Raw genomic sequence first — 23,133 nt, 5'->3', positions numbered from 1 at the left:
GTCGTCTCGCCGGTCAGCTCCGCCTGTTTCCACGACAGCCCCACAAACGAGATCGCGCCCAGGTTGTACACCTCGTCCGGCTGCGAGATCTCCACCGCNCCGATCAACGACGGAAGATCCGTCAGATCACCCTCCAACAGCACCACCCCCGGCACCAGCCGCTCCACCCTCTCCACCTTCGGGTTCGACTGCCCACGCACCAGCCCGAACACCTCGTACCCCCGACCCACCAGCTGCTCACCCAGATAAAGGCCATCCTGGCCGGTGATTCCCGTAATCAGCGCGCGAGGCATTTCCGTCTCCTTGTCATGGCTGCTGGTTCCTGAATGCGCTGGTCCGCCCACCCAAGCGAGACGTCAGCCCGTACGGGACCCCTCGGGGCCGGCCACGGCGGCCGACCGGCCTGATCCGCTGTCGGCGTCCGCGGTCCGGGCGTCCGGTACCGTCACCAGACCTGACGCAAGGGCTGCCGGCACCCCCGGCGGTATCGGAACGCTTCTACCGATACTTTCGGCCGCGGCAAGTGTCGCCCGAGAGGAGGCGATGAGCTCCGCGGTCACGTTGGCGGCGCCGCCGCGACACATCCGCAGAAACGCCGCCGCGGCAGCATGGTGCCCTTTGTCCTGCGAACCCTTCCATACCGAACTACCGTCGACGATCAGCTCACGGAAGTCGTCGATCCGCAGATGCCGCCTGCCCGCAAGCGCTTCGACCGCCTCTTTCCGGCAGACCCGCGGTCGCGCGGAACTGTAGGCGATCGTGGACAGGCTGCCATCGGCGTGCCGCAGTGCGACGGCCAGGTCTTCGGCCAGCAGTGCCTCGCCGGCTCGACCGGGCATCGTCACCGCCGCTTCCACTCGGCTGCCCGCAAGAGCCGCACAAGTATCGACGAAGTGGCAGACCTCGCCCAGCAGCCGGCCCCCCTCGGCCCGGTCCGCATACCAGTGATCATCTGGCACCGGGCCGCCGGCGACCCGATAGACAACGCTCAGCGGACCGTCCCGCTCGGCCAGCCGCCGCCGGGCCTCGATGGCCGCCGGCGAGAAGCGGCGGTTGAACCCCACCATCAGCACACCGCCCCCGGCCGCCGCCCGTTCAACCATCTCCAGCTCGATGAGATCGAGAGCCAGCGGCTTCTCGCACCACACGTGCCGGCCCCGTTCCAACGCCGCCGCGGCCAGCCGCGCATGCGTGGAGTGCGGGGTGGCAATCACCACCACGTCGATGTCGTCGTCGTCGAGCAGTTCGTCGACGCTCGCGGCCGCGCGCTGAAAGCCGTGCCGATCCGCGAACGCACGCGCCGAGCGACCGCTGGCCGACGCCACACCGACGAAGCACTCAAAGCCCGCAGCCCGGAACGCCGGCAGCAGCACCGAGCCGGAGAATGCTCCGGCGCCGATCCACCCGACCCGGTCCCCCCTGCGACCAGCGGGGGAACCGAACCTGCTCGCGGCCAGCCGGACGCGCCGTCCCAGACCCCAGGCGTTGCCCCGCGGGTCGTGGTCGTTCCCGGACGCGGCTGCGGCCACCCCGTCCGAGGAGTGCTGGGCCGGGTAGTCGAACCGGATCGCCAGATAGGGCTCCCGCCGGGTGGTAACCAACTCGTAGGCCGCGGGCGCCTGCTCGATCGGGAACCTGTGTGTCACCAGATCGGCAACCGCGAGTCTCCCGGCGGCGAGCAGGTCGAGCACGGCCTCCTGGTTGCGACCCTCCGTCCAGCGAATCTGTCCGGCCGGGTAGTCCACGCCCCATTCCTCGTAGCCACGTTCGTACCGGCCGGGGCCGTACGAGCGTGCGAACCGCAGCACCAGCTCCTTCTCGTAGAACGGCGCTCGTGCCAGGCCGAGCGGAACGTCCCCCACGACGACGAGCTGGCCCCGGTCACGGGCGAACTCCGTCGCCCGCATGACCGGGTCCCCCGACCGCCCGGCCGTGCAGATCAGCACCGCATCCGCGCCGCGGCCGCGGCTCCACTCACGCACCGCCGTGGTCGTCGTGCCGCCGGACTCTCGCAGCGCCCGCACGCCGCTGGCGGCAGCGGCGGTCAGCGGCAGATCCGCCAGGTCGATGCCGGCCACGTCACAGCCGCTGGCCATGGCGATGCGGGCGGCGAGCTGCCCGACGAGCCCAAGGCCCACGACGACCACCTTCGCGCCCGGCCCGACCTCGGCCAGCCGCAGGCCGTGCAGGGCGATGGCCCCGATGGTCACGAAAGCCGCGTCGGCCGGCGGTACCCCGTCCGGCACCCTCGCGCACAACAGCCCGGGGACAGCCTGGAACTCGGCGTGGTTCGCCCAGCCGGCCCCCCCGGTGGCGACCAGGTCACCGACCCGGATCCCGTCGACAGCAGCGCCGACCTCGACGACCCGACCGGCCCCGCTGTAACCGAGCGGCAGTTCCGATGCGAGCCGGTCACGCACCGAGCGCACCGCCTCGCCAAGGCCGTCCGCCCGGGCCTTCTCGGCCACCTTCCGGACCAGGTCGGGCCGCGCCCGCGCCTTGGCCACCAACCCGGAGCTGGCCAGCGTCGTCACAGCCCGCTCGGTGCCCGCGGACACGATGGTGGCGGCGGTCTCGACGAGAACCTGGGTTGCCTGAAGAGCAGGCACCGGAGTCTCGACGACCCGTACATCCCCACCACCCGCGGCCTGCACGACCTGTCTCACCGGGACACCCCGCCCAGCCGCGGGGGCTTCCTCCACCCGTCGCTGCGGTTGCACGCATGGCCAGACACTCGCACTCGCTTCATACGGCGGAGAGTAGTTGATGGATTACATTCAGTCGTGCACGACAGTCGCGTCTGCCGCTGAAGTGTCACCCCGGTTGATCGACCCGGCCCTACGCCACGACCGGCCAAGCCGTAAGGAGCGTCATGGTGGATGAGGGAGCTGTGGCGCTGCTGGTGTCCTTCGCGGCCACCCCGGCCGTCCTCAGGCTCATGCGCCACCTGGCCGCCGTCGACAACGTCACCGATCGCTCCTCACACCGGGTGCCGACGCCGCGCGGCGGCGGGGTTTCGGTGGCTCTCGGTCTCTTCGCCGGCGTGCTGCTGCTCCTGCTCACCAGCGGGCACAACGACGCCCCCGACCTGTTCCCGATGACCGTCGCGGTGACGGCGTTCGGCCTCATCGGTCTTGCCGAGGACGTGGGCGGCATCCCTCCGTTGCGCCGACTGGCCCTGCATCTGGTGTGCGGGCTGCTCGTCTCCGTGGTGCTGCTGGTCAGCATCACGCTCGAAGCCGCCTCCACCCCGACGACGGCGGCCCTGCTGGCCACCGCGGCGTTCGGCCTCCTCTGGGTGGCGGGGTTCGTCAACGCCTTCAACTTCATGGATGGGGTCAACGGCATCTCCGTGGCCCAGGCATCGGTCGCCGGCGCTGCCCTCGCCGTCGCCGGCCACCTCCACGGCGCACCTGTCCTGACCGCTGGAGGCGCGATCATCGCGGGGACGGCGCTCGGATTCGCGCCGTTCAACTTCCCCCACGCACAGATCTTCCTGGGTGATGTCGGCAGTTACACGCTGGGTGCCAGCCTCGCCGTACTCGCCCTGCACGGGGCCGTCACCACGGTCCCCGTCGAGGCGGTGCTCGCGCCGTTCGTCCTCTACCTCGCAGACACCGGCTGCACTCTGCTGCGCCGCGTCCGGCAGGGCGAATCCTGGTACCTGCCGCACCGCACCCACACCTACCAGCGACTGACCGACGTCGGCTGGAGCCACACCCGGGTCACGCTGACCGTGGCCAGTCTCCTCGTGACGATGTCTGGCCTGGGATTGCTGGCCACGCACGGCGACACGGGCGTTCGGATCGCGGCTGACCTGATGATCGTCGCCGTGGCCGCCGGATACCTGAACTCCCCCCGGCTGGTCGCGTCCCGCCGCCGACAAGGGTCGGGCCCGACCAGCACGGGCCTGGGCGCAGGCGCAGGCGGCCCCGACAAGATCGGGCTGCCCCTGCAACGGGAGGCCTCCGACCCGCTCGTCCCAGACCGAGAACTCCCGGCCGGCGCTCCGTCCCGGCGACAGCCCACGCAGTCCGAAACACCGACGGATCACAGGAGGTCGACGTCATGAGGCGTGATGCTGCCACCGGCGGGGTTCCGGGACGGACCCGGATCCTCCTGGTCACCCACTACTTCCCGCCCGAGGTCGGCGCCCCGCAGGCACGCCTGTCGGAGACCGCGCGGGCCTGGGCTGCCGACGGGCTCGACGTCACCGTGCTGACCGGGATGCCCAACCACCCGACAGGCGTCGTTCCTCCGGCGTACCGGCGCGCGCTGCGCCGCGTCGAGCACGCCGACGGCTACCGTGTGGTCCGCACCTGGCTCTACGCCACGCCCAACGAAGGTGTGGTGCGCAAGACTCTCAGCCACCTGTCATTCATGGTGTCCTCGGTACTGCTCGGCGCCCGCATCATCGGGCGCACCGACGTGCTGGTCGTCTCTTCCCCCACCTTTTTCTCCCTCGGGTCGGCCTGGATGCTGGCACGGCTACGGCGTGCGCGACTCGTGGTGGAGGTGCGCGACCTGTGGCCGGCGATCTTCGTCCAGCTGGGCGTAATCAGGAACCGGCGGGTCATCGCCGCACTCGAACGCCTCGAGATCGCCGCCTACCGCGCCGCCGACGCGGTTGTCACCGTCACCGAGGGATTCCGTGCGGACATTGTCAGGCGCGGCATCCCAGCGACGAAGGTCCATGTGATCCCCAACGGGGTGGACATCGCCCGCTTCCGGCCCACCTCGCCGGACGAGCACGGCGACCTGCCCGCCGTCCGGGAACGTCTGGGCGCCCTGCCCGGCGACCTGCTGGTGCTCTATCTCGGCGCGCACGGCATATCCCAGGGACTCGTCAGCGTCGCAGACGCCGCGACCTGGCTGGCCCGGGAGAACATCCCGGTACATATCGCCTTCGTCGGTGAAGGCGCCGACAAGCGGCGACTGGCTGCGCATGTCACGAGGCTCGGACTCTCCAATGTGAGCCTGCACCCGGCCGTCGCGCGAGACGAGGTGCCCGCGTTGCTCGCGGCCGCCGACGTCTGTCTGGTGCCGCTACGGGACGTGCCGCTGTTCGAGACCTTCATACCGTCCAAGATGTTCGAACTGCTCGCCGCCGGCCGCCCGGTGATCGGGTCGGTACGCGGTGAGGCCGCCCGCATCCTGTCCGCCGCGGGCGCCCTGGTGGTGGAGCCGGAGAACCCGGAACTACTCGCCAGCGCGATCGGGACACTGGCGACCAGTCCGTCGCGACGCGCGGAGATGGCCCGGACGGGGCGCTCATACGTGGCCGCGCACTACAACCGCGTCCACCTCGCGCGCCGCTACCGCGACCTGGTGCTGGGGCTCATGGACGTCCGTGTCCCACCAGCGCAGATCCCGCGCATCCGCCAGGAGGTCCCAGCTCGCCACGCCAACGTGGCCGGCGGCACCTCAACACCGGCAGCACCTCAACAACAGACACCACCACCGTCTAGCTACTCAAAATAACGATCTTCCCTCCGCCATGTCGATGGACAGTGAGGACGGAACCGGATGGTCAGCCGATGAACCCGTCACCTCAGCACCGACCTCATGCCGTAACCCCCGCAGCGGCCAGGACTGGAGAATCCCGATGAGACTCCTGGTCACCGGCGGCAGCGGCTTCCTGGGCCGCCGCGTAGTCCTCCGCGCGTTGGACCAGGGGCATCAGGTCACCGCCCTGGTCCGCAGTCCCAGCGCCCAGGATCTGATGCGCGGCCTCGGCGCGCGGACGGTCCACGGCGACCTGAATCGTCCCGCCGCCGCAGAGGCCGCCTTCGGTGAGGCGACAGCAGACACACTGATCAGCATCGCGTCCCTCGGCACGGGTCACGCCCCGACAGTCGTGGCCGCGGCGGAGCACGCCGGTATCCGCAGGGCGGTCTTCCTCTCCACCACGGGGATCTTCACCACCCTCGACCCTCCTTCGAAACGGGTGCGGACGGCTGCCGAGGCAACGATCCGCTCCAGCGTGCTCGAGTGGACGATCGTCAGGCCCACCATGATCTACGGCGGGCCGGACGACCGGAACATGTGCCGGCTGCTCACCCTGTTGCGACGCTGCCCGGTGATGCCACTACCGGGCGGGGGACATCACCTGCAACAGCCCGTGCACGTCGAGGATCTGGCCGAGGTGGTCCTGCGGGCCGCGCAGACCCGGGCAGCGGTCCGACGCAGCTACAACATCGCCGGGCCGGAGCCATCCACCTTCCGCGAGATCGTCGCCACAGCCAGCGATGCCGTGGGACGCCGGGTGGTGTGTGTGCCCTTCCCCGCCGGTCCGGTGCGGGCGCTGGTCAGGGCACATGAGCGCAGGAGCAGCCGACCGCGGCTCAAGGCGGAGCAGATCTCCCGCCTGCTCGAGGACAAGTGCTTCCCCATCGACGAGGCCCGCCGTGACCTGGGATTCGCTCCGCGCACGTTCGCGGACGGCATTCGCGCCCAGGCCCAGTCGAGGCACGGGGCGAATCTCCCGCCCACCGCACCGCCGACCACGCCGGCACACCGGCCGGCGACGGACGGCCACGCCGGCACACCGGTCTCGGAGGTACTGGCGTGAACCCCGCGACGGGAAGGGTCCTGGTCGACTGCGCGGGCGCCTGGATGGGCGGCGCGCTCCGACTCCTCAGCGAGCTGGACGCCCACCTCGCCCGACAGCCGACGTCCGACGTCGTCGTCGTCGGACGCAACCGCTCGCTCACCTCCACCTGGCTGATCCGTCGCGAGCGAGCGGCCCGGTACCGGCGGATCATCGCGCTCAACAACGCGGGGTTCGTGGCAACCCGCGGAGAGCGTTGGGTCCTGCTGCGTAACCTGCTTCACTTCCTCCCGGCAGAGGAGGTCGCCCAGCTTCCCGGTGGCCTACCCACGACGATCATCCGCCAGGCTCCGATCGTCCGGGCCTGCGCCCGCAAGGCGGATGTGGTCGTGGTGCCGACGACGCTCATGGCCGACCGAGTGCAGCAGGCACTGCCCACTCTGGGCTCCCGGATCGTGGTACGCCCGCATCCGCTGTCCCGGCCGCCCCAGAGCGACCCAGCTGTCCGGGATCGCTACCGGTTCCTGTGCCCTGTGCTGTTCGAACCCTTCAAGGCGATGGGCCAGCGCCTGCGCAATGTCGCGGAAGCAGCACGAAAAGTATCGGATCTGGCGGAACGGGAGGTGACCGTGACCGTGACCGCGACCGACGACGAGGCCCGCAGAGAAGGTCTCCTCGACTGTTCCCCGCTGAGGTTCGTCGGTCGACTCACCCCACAGCAACTCGTTCCGCTGCAGCATAGCCACGGAGCGTTGCTGTATCCGACCAAGGTCGAGTCATTCGGCTACCCTCTTGCCGAGGCACGGCTGGCGGGTATCCCCGTCGTGGCCCGTGGTACCGCGCAGAGCAGGGAGGTGGCCGGACCGGTCCTCGTGCCCTACCAGCACGAAGACCCCGACGAGATCGCCACGGCGATGCACGTGGCGCTCACGGCCGACCCACCGCGGGAGTCGGCGAACCCTTTCGATCCGGACGAGTACTTCACCTGGCTTCTGGCGCGCGGCTGAGGTGTCGATGCGCGTGCCCCACACCCACGGACGGCCGTCAGCGCTGGTCCCCACGGCCGGCCTCTACCTTCGTACCGTCGCGACGCTGCGGCCGGCGCAGATGGCGGCACGGCTACGGCTGCGGACCCAGCGGATGACGTTCCGATACGCGCCCGCCCTCGCGTCGACGGTCCTGCCCCGTTCCCCGGTCCCGGGCTGCTGGCCGGCGGGCTTCGTCCCGTTCGACGGCCGCGTTGCCGCGGCCGTCGCCGGTCCCGCTCCCACCGAGATCGCCCATGGCCACCTCAGGTTGCTCGGCCACTCGCGGGAGCTCCGTCCGGGTGGCGGCGACCTGTGCTGGAACCACGACGACGCCCCCCTGCTGTGGCGTTACCACCTGCACTACTGGGACTGGGCCTGGGCCCTCGCCTGGTCCGCGGACGGCGGCGAGCTCTTCGCCGACCTCTACTGCTCGTGGCGCAACGCCACCCGGCTCGGCCAGGGCATCGCCTGGGCTCCCTACGTCGCCTCGCTCCGCGCATGGACACTGTGTGGGCTGTGGCACCCGCTGATCCGCGGTACCCGGGTGCAGGATGCGGTTCAGGTGGACCTCGGGATGCACCGCGCGTTCCTCCGCCGCCACCTGGAGACCGACGTCGGCGGCAACCACCTGACCAAGAACTACAAGGCGATCATCGGGCTCGCCGTGGCCGCCGGCGACACGGTGGACCGGGACCACTGGGTCGAAGCACTTCTCGGTGAACTCCGGGGGCAGGTGCTCGCCGACGGCGGCCATTTCGAACGGGCACCCGCCTATCACTGCCAGGTCCTGGCCGACCTCACGGACCTTGCCGGCCTGTTGGCCTCGGACGGGGCCGCGGTTCCCGACGAGTTGACGGACAAGATCCACGCGATGCGCCGCTGGCTCTCCGCGGTGCTGGCCCCGGACGGCGCCGTGCCGCTGCTGAACGACGGCTTTCCAGTGCCTGCCGCCGCCGTCCAGGAGCTGCTCACGGACCCCCCTGGGGTGGCTGTCCCCACCGTCACGGCTCCCGCACCGCAGCCGGAGGCGACGAGGCTACGCGCCGGCCAGGTCTCACCGTCGTGCGTTCTGCTGGCCGACAGCGGGCTCGCCGTACTGCGCAGGGGTCGGTGGCATGTACTCGCCGACGTGGGCCTGCCATGCCCGGACGAGCTGCCGGCGCATTCCCACGCCGACACCCTGGCGTTCCTGCTGTGGCACGACGGCGTTCCGCTCCTCGTCGACACCGGCACGTCCACCTACGAGCCAGGCCCGACGAGGGACGCGGAGCGCGGCACCGCAGCGCATTCGACGGTGGTGGTGGACGGCGCCGACTCGACCGAGGTCTGGGGCGCGTTCCGTGCCGGGCGACGCGCGCGCCCCCGGCTGGTCACAGCGACCGAGCAGGCCGGGGTCATCGAGCTCACCGCCAGCCACGACGGTTACCGTCACCTTCCCGGCCGCCCCGTGCACCGGCGGACCTGGCGGGTCGCGGAGTCCGGAGTCGTCCTCGTCGACAGGATTACAGGTACCGGCTGGCACCGGGTCGAACTCGTCCTTGCCTTCGCGCCCGGCACTGACGTGACGGTACTCCCGACGCGACCGCCCGGCGCCTGCCTGGGCGCGGCCGGTACGGCGAGCGCGGCACCGACGGCCGAGAAACTGTTGATCACCACTCCCGGCCAGCCTCGCCTGGTCGTCCGCGTGGACGGGCCGGGGTGCTGGCAGGTACGGCCGGGCTGGCGCGCCACCGGCTGGGACGAGACCACTCCTGCGCCCACCGCCATACGCACCTTCGAGGGCTTCCTGCCACTGCAGCTGAGCACCGAGATCCGCCTCGCGCCGTCCACAGACCAGGTCCATTCCGTGTAAGGAGTGCCGTGTCCAGCACCGTTCCGCCCTCTGACGCCCAGATCGCCCCTGCGCTCTCCGCCCTCGCGCAGCGGGAATCCGGCGACATCCACGGAGGGACCATCGGATCCGGCGAGGAACGATCCACCGACCACGGTCCCCCGAAGGCCACACATCGGCTGTACGCGCACTATGCATCCACTCATGCCGGCTACAGCACCGCCGCAGACACTCGGCTGGTCTTCGAGCGTGACATCGCACCGCATCTGCCGGCGGACCGGGACGTGGAGATCCTCGAACTCGGCTGCGGACAGGGCCTGATGATCGCCCAGCTGCACGCCGCCGGCTTCCGCCAGGCACGGGGGGTGGACATCAGCGAGGAGCAGATCGCGACCGCCCGACGCAACGGGGTGCACGGGGTCGAGTGCGGTGATCTGCGAGCTGCCCTCGCGTCCGCCTCGGGCCGGCTCGACGTCGTGACAGTACTGGACCTGCTGGAGCATCTGGGCCGGGACGAACTGTTGGACGTTCTCGACCTCGTCATGGCGGCGCTGCGGCCCAACGGCATCTTCCTCGCCCGGGTTCCCAACGCCGCCAGCCCGCTCGCCGGCAACACCGTCTTCGGTGACCTCACCCACCAGACCTACTTCACCCCACGCAGCCTTAGGCAGGCGCTGCTGGCCAGCGGGTTCACCGGAGTGGACATTCGGGAGTGCCCACCGATCCCGCACGGCCCGACGAGCGCCGCCCGTGCCCTGGTGTGGAAAGGGTTCAGCGGGATCCTCAGGCTCGCTCTCATGGCGGAGACCGGCAGCCACCGCGGTCACGTCGTCACCCGGACCATGACCGTGACCGCCCGGGCCTCCGGAATGTCATCAGCACACCCCCGACCGCCGACACAGGTCGGGCTCGACTCGCGACACTCGTCGAGCTCTCACGCGCCGCGCTGACACCCAAGAGCCACACGCTGTTACAGTAAGAAACAATCCCCTTGCTCAAAGTAATAATTGCGGGCGATATCACGTCGGTGAGGTCACTCCTGACACCGCCGGAAGATCGGACTTCCACGGCCATGAAGACGTTTCTCTCTCGCAACAACGGTCCGCTGCGCTGGCAGGCCGCCGGGGCTCTCCAGGCAAGGCTTCCCGATGTCCGTGGACGTGACCGCCTGATCCGCCGGGTCCAGGGCAGTGGCACCCATACCGGCTCCCTGACCGGCACCCTGCACAACGGCCTGACGTTCTCCTTCCCGGACGCCGCTGACGGCTCGGTCCGATCCATGCTCTCGCTGTGCTACCGGCCGCCCGCGCTGGCGCCGGTCCTGGACGTGGCCCTGAACGCCGGTGGCTGTTTCTACGACGTCGGCGCCAACATCGGCATATACACGCTCTGGGCAGCATCGAAGGTCGGCCCCGCCGGGCAGATGTACGCGTTCGAACCCGCACCAGCCACGTTCGAGCACCTGACCCGCCTGGTCCGGATGAATGGTCTGGGAAACGTGACCGCCATCCCGGCGGCGGTCGGGGCCCGCCGCGGGGTCGGCTACCTACGCACCGTCGCGGATGCATCCGGGCTGGCCCACCTCACCACGGCCCCGGCCGGTCTGGTGGACTGTCTGGAGGCACCACTCACCACGCTGGACGACCACGTCACCCGGCATCGCCCCCCAACCCTGATCAAGATCGACGTCGAGGGGCACGAACTAGCCGTGCTGCAGGGCGCCGGCGACCTGCTTGCCACGCACCGACCCGTCGTCGTCCTCGAGGCAATTCCCTCACACCAGGCGCGGACCGGCTCGTCGACACGTGCCCTGTTCGACCTCCTCTCCGCGGCGGACTACGAGGTGTTCAGCCTCACCCCGAGAGGGCTGGCACCTGCGACCGAGGCGAACCTGACCGTCAACGTCCTGGCCCTCGCGCGCGACAATCACGCACACAGCACGGTCGCGGCGCGACTGGCCGAAACCAGGTTCGCGCGCAACCAGTGCCCATGACCCTAGGGCGGCATCGCCACCGTCAGGTGGGCTACCTGCGTGCAGTCGCGGAAACAGCGGGCACCGGGGTCCTGCGTGCCATGATCAGCACGGTGGTCGGGCTCATCATCGCCCGGTTCCTGGGCAGCAGCGGCCGTGGGACGTACGCCGCGGTCTTCGCATACACGATGGCGGCGGCGGCCATCCTGGAACTCGGCCTCACATCGTCGGTCCTCTACTACACAGCGCGGCTGCGGGACCGGGCCGAACAGGTCATCCGCACCGGTGCCTGGCTGATCCTGGGTTGCGGGACCGTCACGGCGGTAGTCGGCTACTTCGTCGCCCCGCTGATCCTGCACGGCCACCCTCCAGAGGGAGTCACCGCGCTGCGGTTCGCCTTCGCCGTGGAGCCGCTGATCCTCCTCGGCGGTGTGTGGACATCGTGCCTGCAGGCCACCGACCTCCGCGCCTGGAACCTGGCTACCGTGGTCCAGCCGCTCAGCTACGCCGTCGCGGTCGCCGCTGCAGTGGCGCTCGACCACATGGACATCCTGGGCGTGACGATCGCCCTGATCATCTCGATGCTGACCCAGTGCGCCGCGGGCGGGCTGCTCCGGTGCCGGCAGATCCCGCGTCGCGGGCGCTTCAGCCACCCACTGGTACGCCCCATGATGCGCTACGGCCTACTGAACCTGACCTCCCGAGTGCCCTACCTGTTCAATGCCCGGCTGGACCAGCTGATCCTCACCCTGATGGTGCCTCCGGCCGCGTTGGGAAACTACGCCGTCGCGGTGTCCCTCAGCCTGCTCTCCCAGCCGATCACGGCGGCGTTCGGCAGTGTCGCGATGCCCAAGATCGCGGCGGCCCGGGACAGTCGGGCGGTCATGGGGCAGGGCATTCTCACCTCCGCGATCCTCGGCAGCATCAGCATCGGCGCAGCCGGTTCCCTCGTCATCTGCGCCATCGCCCCGTTCTTGGTGGGTGCGGTGCTGGGTCCCTCTTTCACCGACGTGCTCCCGCTGCTGCTCGTACTCGCTCCCGGGGCCGCGGTGTTCGGTACCAACAAGGTGCTGGGCGACATCCTCCGCGGCTTCAACCGCTCGGGCACAGTCGCCTGTGCGGAGGGCCTGGCACTCGTCCTCACCGTCGGACTGAATGCCCTACTCCTTCCGGTCATGGGCGTGATGGGCGCAGCTATCGCGTCATCGGCCGCGTATGGGACCGCGTTCCTTCTGCTCCTACGAGCCGTAGTACGCCAGACAGACACCTCGCCGGCTCTTCTCGCCAGGCGAGCGCGTATCCGGGCCCGCTCTGCCAAACTGCGGACCGCACTTATCCAGGCGGACCAGAACCCGAACTGACAGGAAGGACAGAGGAACGTGCAGATAGGTGTCATCGGACCTGTCTACGAGGACAGCTTCGCCGAGAACATCGCGATGGGGCTGGAGGAGCTCGGAGCGTGCGCGCACCGCCTCGGGCCGGCGCATCACCACAGTCGACACAGGCTCCTGCATCACGGAGTCAACACGCTCTTCCGAGCCATTCCGGCGACGCTGGAGATGTTCCAACAACGACTCGTACACAGAACGGTCGATCTCAGGCTCGATGCCGTCATCACTGTGCAGGGCTCACTCCTGCCGACTACCGTCAACGCTCTGCGCCGGTCCGGGACGAAGGTCTGCCTCTGGTATCCCGACGCGGTGTCCAACCTGCCGACCTCAGTCTGCTCCCTGCCGTTCGACGCGCTTTTCTTCAAGGAGCCCTGGCTGGTCGAGCGGCTGTCGCAGACGCTGCGCCTGCCAGTTCATCACCTGCCACAGGCGTGCAACCCAGCCTGGCACCGTATACCGGCAGACGCCGACCGGGGGCCGTGCGAGGCCGACGGGCACATCGTCGTCGCGGGAAACATCTACGGTACCCGGGCACGGCTGCTGTCGCTGCTGCTCGACCATCAGATCCCGCTGCGGATCTACGGAGCGGCCATACCCCGGTGGATCACCGACGAGCGCATCCGCCGAGCGCACACCGGGAAGTACATCGCGCGCACCGACAAAGCCAGGATCTTCCGGCGCGCTGTCGGCGTCCTGAACAACATGCACCCCGCCGAGATCAACGGCGTGAACTCCCGGCTCTTCGAGGCGGCCGGCTGCGGCGCGGCGGTCCTGACCGAGCATCGCCAGGAGGTGCCGAATCTGTTCCGCCCCGAACACGAGGTCCTGCCGTTCCAAGATTTCGAAGAGTTGCTCGGCCATATCAAAACGCTCCTGGAGAGCCCCGAAACCGGGCGCGCACTCGGCGACGCCGCGAGTGCCCGGGCGCACGCCGACCACACCTATCGCCAGCGCCTCGCCCAGCTCCTGGAAATCCTGATCTGAATGACACCGGCCGGACGATCGACGCCCACCCTGCCACACGCCGCGCCGACGATCGGCGGATGGACGGCATCCGAACAGCCCGGACGACGCCGCAGCGGATCCTGGTCCTGGCCGTTCGGGATGGTCGCTGTGCTGGCCTCAGGCACGCTGCTGCTGGGCGAAGGCGTGTATACGGCCACGATCCCGCAGCAGATCACCCTGCGCTGTACCAGCCTGGCGCTACTCACCTTCGGCGGCCTGGTACTGGTCGGCTCCCGCCGTAACCGCTCGTTGGGCCTGGGCACCATGCACGCCGGCAGCTGGTACCTGCTGTGGTTCGGGATGAGCTTCGGGTTCTCCTCGCTGGCCTGGCAGACTCCCCAGAGCGACAGCAGCGCCCACATCGCGCAGGAAAGCGTACTGCTGTCCCTGCTGTTTCTGCACGCTGCACTGGTCGCGTGGGTGCTGGGCTACCTGGTCGGCCCAACCAGACTCGTCGCCTGCCTCGGCCAGCGCATCGGCGGCGGCGTGGTCCGAGACGGGGAGGGACGTGTCCGCGGCGCCGGCCCGCCCTGGATCCTCTTCGGGATCTCCCTGCTGGGGCGCCTCGCCCAGCTGGCCGGCGGCCGGTTCGGCTATGTCGGCGACCCCTCCCAGCTGCTCACCAATCCGACGTCTACCGGCCAAATAGTAAACATCATGGTGCAGTGTGGGAACTTTGCTCTGATCGTCGCGGCAATCGCCTTCGTCCAGCGACGGACGACCGCCACACGAACCACCCTGATAGTTCTGACGACGGCGCAGGTCCTGGTCGGCGGACTTGCCGGTGGCAAGCAGTACTTCATCCTCACGGTGCTGGCTCCCGCGATGATTCTCGCTGTCCACGGACGGTTTCCCCGCAAGTCCGTTCTGGTAGCGATAGCCGTATTCGCCGTCGGCTTCGCGCCTTTCATACAGGCCTACCGGGAGAACTCCCGCAACGCCGACCGCACCCTCACCCCGGCTAGCGCCTTCGCACAGGCACCGGCGGTCCTGGAGAACACCCTCGCGCAGGACACCTCCAGCAGGTTCGGGGACACTCTGGACCTGATGTCGCGGAGAACCCGCCAGATCGACAGCTATGCCGCGGTGGTGCAGACCACGCCGGCGCAGTTCTCCTACCTCCCGCTGAGCAACTACCTGTACGCACCAGTGCTCGGCCTGGTTCCCCGAGCCATCTGGCCCTCGAAGCCCGTCATCAGCTCCGGCGCGGACTTCGCGCGGACACATTTCGGGGCCAGCACCGGCGTCTACACCAGTGCCGCGATCCCTCCCACGGTAGACCTGCACCGCCACGGCGGACTCCTGGTCATGCTCACGGGGATGTTTTTGATAGGTGTGGCCGTCCGGCTTCTTGACCGCGCCCTGCACCCGGGGCGCGATCTACGGCTCGCCGTATTCTACTTCCCACTCTTCGTCCAGTTCGTCAAAGGGGAGGCCGACATCACAAGCCTGATTGCCGGACTTCCCGCCACACTCCTCGCCGCCTTCCTCGTCTACCGGTTCGCCTTCGTCCGCACCGACGCCGCCGCATCCGGCGGCAATGCGAGCGGCCCGGGCTGCGTGACCGTTCCCGCTCGGGCGCCGGGCAGGCCGAACCTCGAAAGCCGGCATGACCGCCGGGCTGCCGGCCTCCTCACCCAGAACATCCCCCGCCAGCGCCAGCCCGCACTGGAAGCGGACACGAGCACACCACTCCATGACTCATAGGCATTTCATGGTTACTATCTGCAACATGACGCAGGGCGTGACGGGAGCACCCGTCCTCTCCACGAAGTTCCGTAGCGGTTGCCGATGTGCGGCCTAGCCGGCCTGGCGACCGCCGGAGAAGCTGATGGACCAGCCACAGCGGAAACAGGCGACGCTCGGGGCCTCGGTACCGGGCACGTGTGGCACGGGCCGGACCTGCTGCGGCACCGTGGCCCGGATGGCTCGGGGCAGACGCACTGGTCCGCGGGCGGCGCGTCGGGCTGGCTTCTGCACACCCGCCTCGCCATCGTCGACCTGTCCGACGCCGGCCGCCAACCTATGAGCGATGAACGGGGCCGATTCCTTCTCGCCTTCAACGGCGAGATTTACAACCATCGTGAGCTGCGCCGGATCTGCGAGGCGCGCGGCCACCAGTTCGCGAGCAGTATGGACGGCGAGGTCATCGTCCACCTATGGGAGGACGAGGGGCCGGAGTGCCTGCGCCGGCTCGACGGGATCTTCGCGCTGGCCCTGGTGGACCAGACGACGGGCGAGGTGTGGCTCGCCCGGGACCCGCTGGGGGTCAAGCCGCTCTTTTTCCAGGACGACCCGGAGACATTGTGGTTCGCCTCCGAACCGGGGGCGATACCCGCGCTCGGTGCCGATCCGGGTCCGGTGGACATCGTGGCACTGGCTCAGCTGCTCACCTTCCTCTGGATCCCCGATCCGCGTACGCCCCATACCCGGGTACGGTCCGTGCTGCCGGGCGAGCTGCTGCGCTGGCGGGCTGGCGACCGTCTACGACGCCGGTCATACGGCCCGGAACTCGTCCCGGATCCGGATCCGGCCCCGGTCCCGTTGGACACAGCCGCCGTCCAGCTGGAGCAGCACCTGACGGCCGCCTGCCGACGGCAGATGCTCGGCGACGTGCCGGTCGCCCTGATGGCATCCGGCGGCGTCGACAGCAGTCTGCTGTGGTGGGGCGGCCTTCGGGAGCTGGCTGGCGCCTACACCATCGAATGGCCAGCGGCAGCGCAGAATCCGGGAAGGCGGAATTCTGAAGGAGTGCCGTCCGGAGAGGGATCGCCCGGTAGCAGGACAGGCCACCACCGGCCCGCACGGCACTGGTCCGAGCGACTCGACGAAGATGCGCAGACCGTACGCGCGCTGCAGTCGCTGCAGGCCGGGGCGGACGGGCCCAGGAGCACTCCCGGCACTGGGCTGCCAGTGACGTTTCTGCCCGGAGAACGGCGGGAAAGCGTACACCGGCCGCTCAGCGGTGATCTCTTCGCCGACCCCGCCTACGAGCTCACCAGGCTGATCGCGGCCCGCGCTCGCGCCGACGGGCGTAAGGTCCTGTGGTCCGGACAGGGCGGCGACGAACTGCTCGCCGGGTATCGGCGGCACCGTGTTGCCCGCCTGCTCGCGGACCGGCCGGCCCGGCTGCTGAGCCTCGCGCACCGCGCGGCCCACGCCCGCAGGACGGATCCGCTCGGGGGTCAGCGGCTCGAATACCTCACTCGACTGGTGCGAGCCGCTTCTGCTCACACATTCCTCGACCGCTACCTGCATCTGTGCACCTATTCGGACGCCCAGGACAGGGCTCGGGTTCTGGGCTGCACCGCGGCCGAGGTCGGCGACGACGTGGTCTGGGCGCGCCACCGCGAGATCCACGCCTCGTTCCCGCCGGGGCTGTCCGCTCTGCGCCAGGCACTCACCCTGGATCTGCGGGTCTATCTGCCCGGTCTCGGCCTCGCCTACGTGGACCGCGCCGGGATGGAGTTCGGCGTCGAGATCCGGGTGCCCTGGCTGGACCTGGGCCTGGTGCGCTGGAGTCTCGCCCTACCCGACGACGTGCTCACCGCCGACGGTGGCAAGGGCCCGGCCCGGGCGCTGGCGCGCAAGGTGCTGCCGCCGGTCGTGGCCACCCGTGCGAAGCGCGGGTTCGCGGCCCCCGTGGAGCGTCTGCATCGCAGCGGACGGACCTTGAACGGACAGGGGTCCGGCACCGTCACGACCGGCGCGCGCGGCTTCCGTCAGGCCTCCTACTTCAGTCATGCAGCCACACTGATCACCGCGCTTGTCGATGAGGGGAGCCCTCAGTGACCACCACGCATTCGTCCTCGGAGCAACCTGTAGAGCTCCCAGCGCAGCCGGCAGAACAGGCCGCCGGACAACAGGTGATCGAACAGTTGAGCGCCTCGAAGGAGGCTGTGGCCCAGTTCTGGAACGCCGAGGCATGCGGAGAGCGCTACGGCGACGCCCAGATGGAGGTCCGATACGGCTATGAGCCGGAGATCGAGACGTTCGCGCGTTTCGCCTCCGGGCACGGCCGCGAGGTCCTCGAGATCGGTGTCGGGATGGGTGCGGACCTGCTCCGCTGGGCGAGCGCCGGCGCACAGGTCACCGGGATCGACCTCACCGAGCGCGCGGTGGCCCTCACTCGCCAGCGGCTGGCCGCTGCTGGGCTGGCCGGCGATGTGCAGGTCGGTGACGCCGAGAACCTGCCGTTCCCGGACGCGTCTTTCGACCTGGTCTGGTCCTGGGGCGTGCTGCACCACACTCCGATGAGTACCCGCGCGATGCGGGAGGCCGCGCGCGTGCTGCGTCCGGGCGGACGATACGCGCTGATGGTCTACCACCGCCGTTCCTGGGTCGCAGCCGCCGCCTGGGCCCGGTTCGGCCTGGCGCGCGGGCGCCCGCGCATGTCCCTCACCGAGGCTGTCTCCCACGTCGAAAGCCCGGGGACCCGAGCCTTCACCGCCTCCGAGGTACGAGTCCTCCTGGAGGACCTTCTCGTCGACCTGCAGATCCGCCCCGTGCTGACCCGCTGGGATCGACGGTTCGCGCCGGGGATCGCCCAGCTGGCCGGCGACCGCCTCGGCTGGTTCCTCCTCGTCGACGGGCGTCGGGCATCGTGACCACACCGCCTGCGCAACGGATCCCGACGGAGGATCCCGCGGCCAAGCCACGGGTGGTACTCCTGTCTCCCTCTCGTGGCCTGGGCGGCGGCATCGAACGCTACCTGGGCACCGTGGAGGAACACCTGCGTGCCGGGGGCGCGGACGTCAGACGCTTTGACCTGCGCACATCCCCGGCCTCTCTGACAGCCCGCATCCGTGGCCAGTATGTCCTGCGAACGCTGGCGTCCCTGTACCGGATGGGCCAAGCGGACAGTGTTGTTGCCGGGCATGCCAGCCTTGCCCTCGTGGCCTGGGCGGGAGCCCGGCTGGTCCGGGCATCGCGAGTTCCGGTGCTGTTCTACGGCAGCGACATCTGGGGAGGCGGGCAGGCGCAGCGGCGGGTCGTCACGCGTGCCCGTCTGCTTTACCCGGTGACTATCAGTTCCTTCAGTGCCGGCGCGCTTGCCGTCCTCGGGCCAGCGCGTATCCTGCCGCCGTCCGTCCCACCGAGGTGGCGCACGATGTTGCTCGCCGAAGCCGCCCAACGGCGCCCGCCTGCCGGCATGCCGACAGTACTGACGGTGTTCAGGCTCGGTGTCTGGCAGTCCAAGGGGCTGTCCGATCTCGTCGAGGCAGTTACCGCCGCGCAGGCAACGACCGGCCCGGTGCGGCTGGTGGTGGCGGGACAGGGGCCGGCACCCTCTGCACTGCGCGAGTTCGTCGCCGGGCACGACAACGTCGAGCTGCACGAGTCGCCAGACGACGCCGCTCTGGCCAGGCTGTACGGAGCCGCCGACGTGTTCGCACTCTGCACCCGAACCCGGGCGACCTCGCCAGCCAGCGGGGAGGGGTACGGGATCGTGCTGATGGAGGCGCAGCTCGCCGGCTGCGCGGTGGTCGGTCCCGCTGTCGGCGGTTCCCGCGACGCCTACCTGGACGGTGTAACCGGCCGGACCCCGGTGGACGAGTCTCCCGCAGCTCTGGCCGAGGTTCTGCGGGAACTTCTGGACGACCGTGCCCGCCTCACCCAGATAGGCGAGGCGGGCACGACGTGGGCACGCGCCGCGACTGATCCGGCGGGCTACACCCGGCTGGTGATGGCGACGCTGACCGGTGCCGTCCCAGGCACGCCGGTTACGGCGAACGCACCGGGGGCGGCTGCACCGGTTACGACAGGCAAGTCGGGCAAGTGACCTCTACCCCAGACCCTGCGGGCAGACGCGAGCGGTGGCCGCGCGCCGGCTGGCGGCGGTGGCGCCAAGGACGATGGTGAGGGATCGCTCCATGGGCTCCAATGCCGCATCGATGGCGTCGGCGCAGGCGCGGAAGGCCTCACGGTGTCCTCCGAGCGGATCAACCAGGTCGTCATGCTCGGGCACCGGTGGCGGCATCATGCCGCGGGCATCCGCCGCCGTCTGGGCCAGCTCCAAGCCCACGGCCCGCAGCCAGCCGCAGCCATCGGCGTCCTCTGTCGCAGCCAGCGCAGGCCGGTAGCGGGACTGGGCCGAGTCGGCCAGGCGCGCGAACTCCCGCAGTGTGAACGTACGCCTGACCGCACGCGGTACCAGGGTGACGACCTGGGCCCGGTGCTGCCGCGTCGCGCACAGCACCAGATCCGCCTGCTCCACCATGGCGGGCGCAAGCTGCCGGGCCCGGAAGACACCGTGTCGCACCCCCCGCTCGTCCAGCACCGCGAGGGCGTTCGGATTCATCGGCTCACCGACGCAGGCGAAGATCCCAGCGCTGCTGACGGTCAGCGCCGCCTCCGGCGGGCCCGGCAGACCCATCCGTGCCACCAGCCGGGTCAGGCGCGCTGTGGCCAGGTGCTCGGCCAGCGGTGACCGGCAGATGTTGCCGGTGCAGACCATCAGTACCGCCCACTTTGCCCGCGTTGCTCCTACTGCCGAGCGCTCAACCATCACACGCCCTTCTCCCGCCGCTGACGGTCTCGATGCACGATGCCGCACGAGCTGCTCTGCCGGACGTCATCGGGCGCGACCTGGATCGACCCGCGATCACCAGCGATTACCTTTAGCGATCAATCAGACACTACCGGAGATGGCCGGAGGGGTGGCGCAGCCCGTGACGCCGCACCGTTCTCAGCCGGTCAGCCGATCGCCGGGTACGAACGGCCCAGCCGGTAGACGGCCCGCGGCCTCGCCGCGCTGCGGGCCCCGGGGCGCCCGCGCCCGCGCCCGCGCCCCCGCGCCGGGCGCAGCGCCCTTCGAAGGCAGGGAGCTCGGCGGCGGTGATGCGGCGGTCTCCTCGGTCAGGGCGGGCTGCGGCCCAGCCGCAGGTGACTGGCCCGGGCGGGCAGAGGCGGAGGCCACCTGGGAATACGCGGCACGGGTCGCGCGCGGGCCGGCGGTAACACGGATCGGGCCCGTCACGGCCGGCTCGGTCAGCTGAGGCATCCAACGGAGCCGGTCGTCCCACTCCGTCAGCCAGGCCGGCACCCGGTCAGCCGTGATCGGGCGGGAGACGAAGTAGCCCTGCACCTCGTCGCACTGCCAGGCCGCCAGGGAAGCCCAGGAACGCGACGTCTCGACCCCCTCGGCGACGATCCGCAGCCGCAGCGTGTGCGCCAGCGCGACCGTGGACCGGACGATCGCTGCCGCCGAGGCATCCCGGTCGATGTTCCGCAGGAACCGCTGGTCGAGCTTCACCTCGTCTGCGGGCAGCTCCAGCAGGTAGGCCAGCGAGCACAGGCCTGTGCCGTAGTCGTCGAGGCTGATCCGCACACCGTGCTGCCGCAGACGGCTGAGGGTTCGCTGCGCCCGTTCCAGCACGGTGATGAGCCCGTCCTCGGTGATCTCGACGACGAGCGCCGCAGCCGACAGGCCGTGGCGCTCAAGCGCCTGGCGGACGACGTCCACGAAGTCGGGGTTGACGATGACCGAGGGCGGCACGTTCACGGACACCGCGAGCGCGGCGCCGGCGGCGTGCCAGCGTGCGCAGTCGGCCAGTGCGAGATCGAGGACCTGCCGGGTCAGACGCCCCATCAGCCCCGCGCGTTCCATCTCGGGCAGGAACAGGTCCGGCGGCCGCAGCCCGCCAGCGGGGTGCCGCCAGCGCACCAGCGCCTCGACCCCGCTGATCCGCCCGCTTCGCATGTCGGCCTTGGGCTGGTAGCGCAGCTCGATCTGACCGGCGTCGAGCGCCTCGCGCAGCTCGGCGCGCAGGCCGAGGCCTGCCCGGCTGCCGAGCTGGCAGTCGGGATCGTAGACCCGCTGGCCGCTGTGGCTGCCCTTCGCCGTGTACATCGCCTCCTCCGCCCGGCGCAGCAGCTCGAGGGCGCTGCGTCCGTGTTCCGGAGAACGTGCGATCCCCACGCTGACCTCGGCCGGCACCCGGAGGCCGGCCAGGTGCACCGGCGCCTGGAGCGCCTCCCGGATCCGCCGCGCGGCGGCCTCGGCGCCGGCGAGGTCGACCCCGCGGAGCAACGCGGCGAACTCGTCGCCGTCGACCCGCGCGAGCAGGTCCTCAGGTCTAAGGACGGAGCGGATCCGCTCGCTGGCGACGCGGAGCAGATGGTCGCCGTACTCATGGCCGAGCGTCCCGTTGATGTCCCGGAGGCGGTCGAGATCCACCAGGATGAGCGCGGTGGGCAGCGCTCCTCCCGGGCGGTGGCCCCCGGCCAGCCACTCGGTGGCCGTCGCCGTGAACTGGCGGCGGCCCGGAAGGCCGGTGAGATCGTCGGTGCCGTGCCAGCGGCTCCGGAGAATCCGAGCCGCCCAGCCCCGGAGCCGGATGACGGGCAGGCAGACCGCGACCGCCGCGGTCACGGTGGACGTCAGCACGGCCGCCGGCAGGCCGTTGCCGCGGCAGAGGCACCAGAGTGCGATCGAGACCACGAGAAGCCCGGCGAGGGCGAGGAGAGCGGTGGGCCGCCGCGCCGTGAGCACCCGGAGACCGGCATCACCGGTGCCGGATCCCTTCGCCGGCGGTCCCGCCGGGCCTGTGCCGACCTGGTCCGCATCGCCGACGTCCGCACCGCCGGCGTTCACTCTGTGCGGGTCCGCACCGCGCAGGCCCGCCCTGGGGGTGTCCGGGGGGTACCTGTGCGCACGGGCACCGACGCCGTCCACTCCGGCAGGGTCCGCGTGGGCGCCGATCTCACGGGGACCGCTCTCGCGGGCGCCGCCCCCACCGGCTGCGGGCCCGCCGGAGAGGCCCGCCTCGGAGATGCCGCTCCCGACCTCGGTCTTCGGGGCCCGCGCGGAGTCAGTGCTGGTACTCGCGGCCACCGCCGCGGGTGCTGGCGGGGCGCCCCGGCGCGTCACCGCGTACCCGTCCGGCTGGGACGTCGACGCGGCCTGCGGAGCGGAGGCCGACCCCGTCGTGCCGGGCGGCACCGCCCGGCGCGCGCTGCGCCGCCGGGTCGCACGGCCGGCCCGTGCGGAGCTCGTCCGCGCCGAGATCACCACTGGCGTTCACCTGGAGATCCGAACAGAAAAGAATCTTGCCTGGCCATACGATTAGCCCCCGATGTCGAACCTGTTCCGCAGGGATCCCCGCCCGGGCACCCGGCCCGCCGTCACATGCTGCTCGCGCCCGGTTCGTTCGCCCCTGCGGTACGCAAGCGTAACGCGCACGAGTTGGCAGGTTATCGGACTCCGCGGCTTATTGGTCCGCCCGCAAACAAACCCGGCCGGACCACTCCTTCGACAGAGCCATCCACCGGTCGGATTTCCTGATTAGCGGCCAACGTTCGGCGCTTCAACGGCATCTCCACGGCATGATGTGGCCACCTGTGATCTGCCTGTG

18 protein-coding genes are annotated in these 23,133 nt (G+C 70.2%); 14 read left to right on the top strand and 4 right to left on the bottom strand.

Features of this window, described 5'->3' with window-relative positions; translation table 11 throughout:
* The coding region (locus B207_RS0130290; RefSeq protein WP_026311596.1) for a GDP-mannose 4,6-dehydratase at window positions 1–293 on the bottom strand (293 nt) is incomplete at its 3' end.
* Between the two features lie 63 nt (window positions 294–356).
* Window positions 357–2,666: a bi-domain-containing oxidoreductase gene (locus tag B207_RS0130285; protein ID WP_018640455.1), complete on the bottom strand. Its 2,310-nt coding sequence runs from the start codon at window positions 2,664–2,666 to the stop codon at window positions 357–359.
* A 206-nt stretch (window positions 2,667–2,872) separates the two neighbouring features.
* Here B207_RS0130285 and B207_RS0130280 point away from each other — a divergent pair, with 206 nt between their 5' ends.
* The 13 genes from B207_RS0130280 (at window position 2,873) to B207_RS0130220 (ending at window position 19,559) form a co-directional block, all read left to right on the top strand.
* Window positions 2,873–4,072, top strand: a complete 1,200-nt coding sequence (locus tag B207_RS0130280; RefSeq protein WP_018640454.1) for an MraY family glycosyltransferase — start codon at window positions 2,873–2,875, stop codon at window positions 4,070–4,072.
* Window positions 4,069–5,481, top strand: a complete 1,413-nt coding sequence (locus B207_RS0130275) for a glycosyltransferase family 4 protein (protein WP_018640453.1) — start codon at window positions 4,069–4,071, stop codon at window positions 5,479–5,481. The genes B207_RS0130280 and B207_RS0130275 overlap by 4 nt, the downstream gene beginning before the upstream one ends.
* 124 nt (window positions 5,482–5,605) lie before the next feature.
* Window positions 5,606–6,571 carry an NAD-dependent epimerase/dehydratase family protein gene (locus B207_RS0130270; protein ID WP_018640452.1) on the top strand — a complete coding sequence of 322 codons (966 nt, stop codon included), beginning with the start codon at window positions 5,606–5,608 and terminating at the stop codon, window positions 6,569–6,571.
* Window positions 6,568–7,557, top strand: a complete 990-nt coding sequence (locus B207_RS0130265) for a glycosyltransferase (protein ID WP_018640451.1) — start codon at window positions 6,568–6,570, stop codon at window positions 7,555–7,557. The genes B207_RS0130270 and B207_RS0130265 overlap by 4 nt, the downstream gene beginning before the upstream one ends.
* Before the next feature lie 7 nt (window positions 7,558–7,564).
* Window positions 7,565–9,430: a heparinase II/III domain-containing protein gene (locus B207_RS0130260; protein WP_018640450.1), complete on the top strand. Its 1,866-nt coding sequence runs from the start codon at window positions 7,565–7,567 to the stop codon at window positions 9,428–9,430.
* A gap of 8 nt (window positions 9,431–9,438) precedes the next feature.
* Complete coding sequence (locus B207_RS36390; protein WP_018640449.1) at window positions 9,439–10,359, top strand: class I SAM-dependent DNA methyltransferase; 921 nt, start codon at window positions 9,439–9,441, stop codon at window positions 10,357–10,359.
* Window positions 10,360–10,481: 122 nt separating this feature from the next.
* Entirely contained in the window at window positions 10,482–11,402 is a 921-nt protein-coding gene (locus B207_RS36385) for an FkbM family methyltransferase (RefSeq protein WP_018640448.1), read from the top strand.
* The gene (locus B207_RS36380; RefSeq protein ID WP_063820985.1) at window positions 11,399–12,742 is read left to right on the top strand and encodes an oligosaccharide flippase family protein; all 1,344 of its coding nucleotides are present in this window, start codon (window positions 11,399–11,401) and stop codon (window positions 12,740–12,742) included. Before B207_RS36385 ends, B207_RS36380 begins: the two co-directional genes overlap by 4 nt.
* An 18-nt stretch (window positions 12,743–12,760) precedes the next feature.
* Complete coding sequence (locus B207_RS36375; protein ID WP_018640446.1) at window positions 12,761–13,756, top strand: CgeB family protein; 996 nt, start codon at window positions 12,761–12,763, stop codon at window positions 13,754–13,756.
* A gap of 129 nt (window positions 13,757–13,885) precedes the next feature.
* A complete protein-coding gene (locus tag B207_RS0130235; RefSeq protein WP_154675723.1) occupies window positions 13,886–15,484 on the top strand; it encodes a hypothetical protein in 1,599 nt (532 codons plus the stop codon).
* A 177-nt stretch (window positions 15,485–15,661) separates the two neighbouring features.
* The gene (locus B207_RS0130230; RefSeq protein WP_018640444.1) at window positions 15,662–17,569 is read left to right on the top strand and encodes an asparagine synthetase B family protein; all 1,908 of its coding nucleotides are present in this window, start codon (window positions 15,662–15,664) and stop codon (window positions 17,567–17,569) included.
* Window positions 17,570–17,643: 74 nt separating this feature from the next.
* The gene (locus B207_RS0130225; protein ID WP_018640443.1) at window positions 17,644–18,384 is read left to right on the top strand and encodes a class I SAM-dependent methyltransferase; all 741 of its coding nucleotides are present in this window, start codon (window positions 17,644–17,646) and stop codon (window positions 18,382–18,384) included.
* Window positions 18,381–19,559 carry a glycosyltransferase family 4 protein gene (locus B207_RS0130220; protein ID WP_230205320.1) on the top strand — a complete coding sequence of 393 codons (1,179 nt, stop codon included), beginning with the start codon at window positions 18,381–18,383 and terminating at the stop codon, window positions 19,557–19,559. Before B207_RS0130225 ends, B207_RS0130220 begins: the two co-directional genes overlap by 4 nt.
* Window positions 19,560–19,562: 3 nt before the next feature.
* Here the strand turns inward: B207_RS0130220 and B207_RS36370 are convergent, their stop codons facing one another.
* Both B207_RS36370 and B207_RS0130210 read right to left on the bottom strand, forming a co-directional pair.
* The gene (locus B207_RS36370; RefSeq protein ID WP_018640441.1) at window positions 19,563–20,234 is read right to left on the bottom strand and encodes an arsenate reductase/protein-tyrosine-phosphatase family protein; all 672 of its coding nucleotides are present in this window, start codon (window positions 20,232–20,234) and stop codon (window positions 19,563–19,565) included.
* A 231-nt stretch (window positions 20,235–20,465) separates the two neighbouring features.
* Window positions 20,466–22,613: a putative bifunctional diguanylate cyclase/phosphodiesterase gene (locus B207_RS0130210; RefSeq protein WP_230205319.1), complete on the bottom strand. Its 2,148-nt coding sequence runs from the start codon at window positions 22,611–22,613 to the stop codon at window positions 20,466–20,468.
* Between B207_RS0130210 and B207_RS0130205 the strand changes: the two genes are divergently transcribed.
* Complete coding sequence (locus B207_RS0130205) at window positions 22,594–22,848, top strand: hypothetical protein (RefSeq protein ID WP_154675720.1); 255 nt, start codon at window positions 22,594–22,596, stop codon at window positions 22,846–22,848. The two genes, B207_RS0130210 and B207_RS0130205, sit on opposite strands and share 20 nt — an antisense overlap.
* Window positions 22,849–23,133: the final 285 nt, after the last annotated feature.

Origin of the sequence: Parafrankia elaeagni (assembly GCF_000374165.1) — a bacterium.
Taxonomy (GTDB): domain Bacteria; phylum Actinomycetota; class Actinomycetes; order Frankiales; family Frankiaceae; genus Parafrankia; species Parafrankia elaeagni.
Note: the sequence above shows the minus strand (reverse complement) of the source record. Positions and strands in the feature narration are given on the sequence as shown.

What these genes read in the sequence shown, in the direction of transcription:
- B207_RS36380 (WP_063820985.1), top strand. Translation starts at nt 11,399, where the DNA reads ATGACCCTAGGGCGGCATCGCCACCGTCAGGTGGGCTACCTGCGTGCA.
- B207_RS36385 (WP_018640448.1), top strand. Translation starts at nt 10,482, where the DNA reads ATGAAGACGTTTCTCTCTCGCAACAACGGTCCGCTGCGCTGGCAGGCC.
- B207_RS36370 (WP_018640441.1), bottom strand. Translation starts at nt 20,234, where the DNA reads ATGGTCTGCACCGGCAACATCTGCCGGTCACCGCTGGCCGAGCACCTG.
- B207_RS0130260 (WP_018640450.1), top strand. Translation starts at nt 7,565, where the DNA reads ATGCGCGTGCCCCACACCCACGGACGGCCGTCAGCGCTGGTCCCCACG.
- B207_RS0130280 (WP_018640454.1), top strand. Translation starts at nt 2,873, where the DNA reads ATGGTGGATGAGGGAGCTGTGGCGCTGCTGGTGTCCTTCGCGGCCACC.
- B207_RS0130270 (WP_018640452.1), top strand. Translation starts at nt 5,606, where the DNA reads ATGAGACTCCTGGTCACCGGCGGCAGCGGCTTCCTGGGCCGCCGCGTA.
- B207_RS0130275 (WP_018640453.1), top strand. Translation starts at nt 4,069, where the DNA reads ATGAGGCGTGATGCTGCCACCGGCGGGGTTCCGGGACGGACCCGGATC.